5 protein-coding genes are annotated in these 4445 nt (G+C 65.5%); 2 read left to right on the top strand and 3 right to left on the bottom strand.

Annotation, left to right across the window (positions count from 1 at the left end; genetic code table 11):
- Positions 1–1354 (bottom strand): bifunctional serine/threonine-protein kinase/universal stress protein (locus tag BRAO375_RS16265; RefSeq protein ID WP_035640632.1); only part of this gene is annotated, 1354 nt, incomplete at its 3' end.
- A gap of 3 nt (positions 1355–1357) precedes the next feature.
- On the bottom strand, positions 1358–2098 hold the full coding sequence (locus tag BRAO375_RS16270) for a metallophosphoesterase family protein (protein ID WP_009028556.1): 741 nt from the start codon (positions 2096–2098) through the stop codon (positions 1358–1360).
- 751 nt (positions 2099–2849) lie between these two features.
- Between BRAO375_RS16270 and BRAO375_RS36360 the strand changes: the two genes are divergently transcribed.
- Entirely contained in the window at positions 2850–3254 is a 405-nt protein-coding gene (locus tag BRAO375_RS36360; protein WP_009028558.1) for a hypothetical protein, read from the top strand.
- A gap of 116 nt (positions 3255–3370) precedes the next feature.
- On the opposite strand, the gene BRAO375_RS16280 is transcribed toward BRAO375_RS36360, so the two are convergent.
- Positions 3371–4261: a LysR family transcriptional regulator gene (locus BRAO375_RS16280; RefSeq protein WP_009028559.1), complete on the bottom strand. Its 891-nt coding sequence runs from the start codon at positions 4259–4261 to the stop codon at positions 3371–3373.
- A gap of 99 nt (positions 4262–4360) precedes the next feature.
- Here BRAO375_RS16280 and BRAO375_RS37440 point away from each other — a divergent pair.
- Positions 4361–4445 (top strand): SDR family NAD(P)-dependent oxidoreductase (locus tag BRAO375_RS37440; protein WP_139031400.1); only part of this gene is annotated, 85 nt, incomplete at its 3' end.

Here is a 4445-nt window from a genome sequence, read left to right on the forward strand (position 1 = left end):
CCGCGACCTTCGCAGACACGCTGCCCAGCAGGCTGCGCAGCACGGAGTCGCGGCGGGCGCCGATGATGATGTGGTCGACCTGGTTGACCTCGGCGAACTCGATGATCGACGCCGCCGGATCGACCGCTTCGAGCACGTGCACCGTGAGCCGACTGGCATCGAGCTTGAGCGGCGTCGCCCAGTGCTTCAGCGCGACCATGCGGTCGATGTGCTTGTTGTTGCCGTCCTCGTCGAGCGTACGGTCGATGGTCAGCCGTCCGAGCTTCAGCACGTTGACGCAGGCGAGCCGCGCCGACGGCAAGGTGGCGAGGATGCGCTCGGCGGTGACGCGCAGCGCGCCATTCAGCTCCTCGCCGCCCTCGGACGTGTCGATCGCGACCGCCACGATCGGGCTGGACGCGATCTGCAACGCCACATCGGACGGCTTCGTTTCCGGCTGCACCAGGCCGCGGTTGAAGCGGCGCCGCCACACCGTCGTGATCGGGTCGCGCTTCAGCTTCTCCGCACGCGCCGTCAGCTTGACCTGATCGGGATTGCCAAGATCGAAGGCGAGCTGTGCCGCGGTCGGATAGCGCCAGACCGGCTCGATCTCCAGGCAGCGCAGCACGATCTCCTGCAGCCAGGGCGGATAGTCCGGCTTCAACTGCCGCGGCGGATAGGGATCGCGCCACAGCCGCCGGCGCATGCCGCGCAAGGTCTCGGTCTCGCCGAACGGCCGCACGCCCGTGGTGAAGAAGTAGAGCAGCACGCCAAGCGAAAAGATGTCGCTGCGCGGATCGCTGCGCGTGCCCATCATGCGCTCCGGCGCCATGTAGGGTGCGGTGCCGTAAGGCAGGCGGAATTCCTCCTGCAGCAGATCCGGCAAGTGCTTGTGGCAGGACAGGCCGTAGTCGATCAGCACCGCCTCTCCCGAGGGACGGAACATGATGCTGGACGGCTTGATGTCGTGATGGATGACGTGCTGCCGGTGCAGATCGGCCAGCGCGGTCGCGATCTTCGCCACCAGCACCCGCGCCTCCTCGTAGGGCAGCGGCAGCTCGGGCAGCCGCTTGTACAGCGTCTCGCCCGGGATCAGCTCGATCACGACATAGGCCTGCGTGGCGAAATCGCCGGTCCCGAAGCACGCCGGCACATGCGGACCCGACAGCTTCGGCAGGATCATCTGCTCCATCTCGAAGCTGACGATCGCCGCAGGGTCCTCGCCCTCGGAGACGCGCGGCACCTTCATCAGGATGGGCCGGTCGATATCCGGGCGCGTGACGCTCCACAACGTCGCCATGCCGCCGGAATGCACGCAGTCGCCGACCGTGAAGCCGTCGATCACGACGCCCGGCTGAAGCTTTGATCTCGGCATGGTCTAGCGTCCCATCGACAGCCGCTGCGCCAGCCAGGGCGGCAGGCCGTTGTCACGAATGCGCTGCGCCGCCGTCTCGACGTCATAGGGCACGCGGCAATAGGTCAGATCGCGCGTCTTCGTATCGAACGTCACGAAGGACGCAGCCGGATCGCCGTCGCGCGGCTGGCCGACCGAGCCGACTACGGCGAGCCATTGCCGGCCGCGCAGCAGCTGAACCGGCATGTTGGCGGTCGGTGTGAAGCTGGTCATCTTGGCGGTGGCGGACATCGAATACAGCGCCGGACGGTGGATGTGACCGCAGAACGTCACCGCGGCCTCGGTCGCGATCATGCTGCGGGCGGCGTCGGCCGAGCTTTGAATGTAGCGCCAGCGCGTCGGGCTCGACGCCTCCGAATGCACGAACAGCCGGTCGTCGTCACCGACGCTCATCGGCAGTTCGGCCAGAAAGCGTCGCTGCTCGGCGCTGAGCCGACCGCGCGTCCACTCCATCGCCGCCTGCGCCTCGGCATTCATGCTCTCGCTCGCCGTCGAAACGGCATTGTCGTGGTTGCCGCGCACCGCCAGCCCACCCTCGGCGACGATCTCCATCACCGTATCGACCGACCATTCCGGATCGGCGCCATAGCCGACGATGTCGCCGAGGCAGATGAAGCGCTCGGCGCCACGGGCGCGCGCCGCCTCCAGGCAGGCCGCAAAAGCCTGCCGATTGGCATGGATGTCGGTGAAGATCGCCAGCAGCACCCGTGTCCTCCCGGTTCCACCGTACAGGTGGGCTTCGCGCGGAATTTGAGCAACATCAAACCAGGCGAGCCGGAGCAAGGGGTTTTTCAGCGCGGCCAATCCGCCGGCGGCACGACCTCTCGTTCTCGCGGCGAATCACGCCCGAGCTGTGCGATCGCGGTGCCCTGTCCAAACGCGAGAGGGCGCGGGGAATGCCGGGTGACGGCCTCACCCATGGCCCGCCTGCAGAAAAAAAGCAGGCGGCAGTCACCACAGGTTCAGCCGAACATCCGGCATTCCCCGCGCGACGGTTTTAACATTTATATCGGGCTCTCCCCGGGGACCGGCTTGTTGACCCCGTCATCGACGCAACGCGCGAGCGCTGCCGTCGACTTGACCTCGGCACCGGGAGGTCAGGACCACACGACTTCATGTCCGCGGGCCAAGCGTTCGTCGCACGCCGTCCCAGCGTCCATCGCTTCCCCGTCCCACGTGTCGTGACGATCGCGCGCTACGCCCCTCTGCTCGGAACGGGATGGCTGCGTATAGCACGATTTCTGAAAAAAGGAAACGATATTTTCGTCCCGCTCACCTGTCGTCGCAGGTGGGGAGATGGCGTTAGCCACTTCGTAAGCCCCGGATGAGCGCAGCGATATCCGGGGTCTCACGCGCCGCTTCGCCGAATCCGGATGTCGCTGCACTCATCCGGGCTACATCGCGATGGACTCATTGCCGACATCATGGTCTGAATCGTCCGTTTTAAGGATCGGTCATGGAAGAGCAGCACAGATTGCGCCTGGTCGGCGGCCTTGATGGTGAGACAGCGGTCTTCACCTTGCTTGATGATGACAACCTCTGTCGGCTCAGTTGCGACTACAGAGATCGGACCATCGAAAGCACTGCGACCGATTTCTTCCAGGCGCTCTGCGACCTGCGGAGCGTGCTGGCCGAAGATGGCCTCATGCCATTCTGGTATGGCGCCAGTCTGAACGTGTACCCGTCGGGGATGGCGCGAGACATGGGTCAGGGTCTCAAGGCCTACAGGATGACCATGGGCCGACACGCCCGACGGGAAGATCTCGTCGACATCTTTTCCGAGGGGCCGGATGTCGTCCCTGCTTCGGTTACGGAGCAGGAACAGTTCTGGCGGGACTGGCTCGCGACGCCGCGAGCCTAGGGAGCTTTGTAGCCCGGAGGAGCGATAGCGATAACCAGGGTCTCACGAGCTGTGTCGGCGAACCCGAATGTCGCTGCGCTCATCCGGGCTACAGGCTGATGAAGAAGTCGCTGCTGTCATAGCCCCCGCCTCGCATGATCGATGAGCGCGCGGAGCTTGGGCGCCAGGTTCCGACGCCTCGGAAAGTACAGGTAGAATCCGGCGAACGGCGCGGAGAAGTTTTCGAGCAGAGGCACCAGCTCTCCGCGCGCGACGTAGGGCTGGAACGTCTCCTCCATGCCGAAGGTGATGCCGCCGCCCGCGCATGCGGTGCGGATCATCAACAACATGTCGTTGGTCGTCAGGCTGGGCTTCACCTCGACATTGAAGTCCCTGCCCGCTTCGGTGAACTCCCAGCGATAGGGCGCGGCCAGCGGCGCGGGCCGCCAGCCGATGCAGGCATGGTGGATCAGATCGCGCGGGTGCGCCGGCGTGCCGTGCGCTTCCAGATAGCTCGGTGCGGCAAACGCCAGCTGCCTCTGATCTCCGGACACCGGGACAGCGATCATGTCCTGCGCGATGACTTCTCCGAGGCGCACCCCCGCGTCGTAGTGCTCGGCGACGATGTCGAAGGTGTCGTCGGTGATGGTGATGTCCAGTTCGATCGCGGGATAGGCTCGCATGAACGCGGCCAGCAATTGCCCGGAGATGAAGCGTTCGGCGATAGAGGACACGGCCAGCCGCAGCAGGCCGGACGGCGGCCCGGCCTTGTCGCCGATCTGCTCGGCGGCGGCATTCAGCGCGCCGATCGCCGGCGCGACGTCCGCATAGAAACGGCGTCCCGCCTCGGTCAGGCTGAAGCTGCGGGTCGTCCGGCTGACCAGGGAAATCCCGAGATGGTCCTCCAGCCTGCCCATGGCCTGACTGACGGCAGACCGCGTCACGCCCAGCCGGTCCGCGGCAAGGCGGAAGCTTCCGGCATCGGCCACCGCCACGAACAGCTCGATGATGTTCTTGTCGATCCGCATTGGTTAGAAATTCTTACCACCGAGGCAAGCATTGGGCAAATTGCCGTGACAATGCCGGCAACCTAGCTTCCGCCCGTCACCAACTGACGGGAGTTGAACATGGACAAGGTCATCCTGATTACCGGGGCTTCGAGCGGCATTGGCGCGGGGATCGCCCGCGAGCTGGCCGCCACGGGCGCGCGGC

The sequence above is a fragment of the Bradyrhizobium sp. ORS 375 genome (assembly GCF_000239775.1).
GTDB lineage: Bacteria > Pseudomonadota > Alphaproteobacteria > Rhizobiales > Xanthobacteraceae > Bradyrhizobium.